Source organism: Petralouisia muris (genome assembly GCF_004793545.1).
Lineage (GTDB): Bacteria > Bacillota > Clostridia > Lachnospirales > Lachnospiraceae > Petralouisia > Petralouisia muris.
In genome coordinates this window covers 1-506 of the sequence record NZ_SRYA01000251.1, presented here as the reverse complement: position 1 = coordinate 506, position 506 = coordinate 1, and the positions used below count along the sequence as shown (strand labels likewise).

1 protein-coding gene is annotated in these 506 nt (G+C 37.9%); it reads right to left on the bottom strand.

Annotated elements, in window-relative coordinates:
* Positions 1–506: ATP-dependent nuclease (locus E5329_RS29375; RefSeq protein ID WP_168356822.1), on the bottom strand; the 506-nt coding region annotated here is incomplete at both ends.

Below are 506 nucleotides of genomic sequence, written 5' to 3'. Positions count from 1 at the left end.
CATTATCCGTAACAACTGCGACCTTGCTATGGATTAGACGGGCTATCTCTAAATATCTTTTGAAACTTAGCCCACGCACGTCAATAATGTGTACACCATCTTGTTCCGGTTTATGGTCAGTTTCCGTTATATAGAATTTCTCAAATAACATATATTCAGACGGACCTTCCACCAAAATTACTCTACGTGATGTTGTGAATTCTACGATATTAGCCACAGGCGCTTTCATGAAATATTTTGCCGTTGACTGATCCAGATTTTGAAGCGATACGGGGTTGCCAACAGCTTCTTTACCCAAAATAATAAGATTCTGTAATTCTAAACGAGTGCTAATTAAACTATTATGCGTTGTAATAAATAGCTGGCCATTCTGAGCATCTGCAACACGCTGAACCAATTTCCGTAAATTTACATGACTTAAGTGATTTTCTGGTTCTTCAATTAAGATAGTATCCATATTTGTGCCAGAACGCTCAAGCGCAAAGTCAGTCTTAATAAAAACCTGC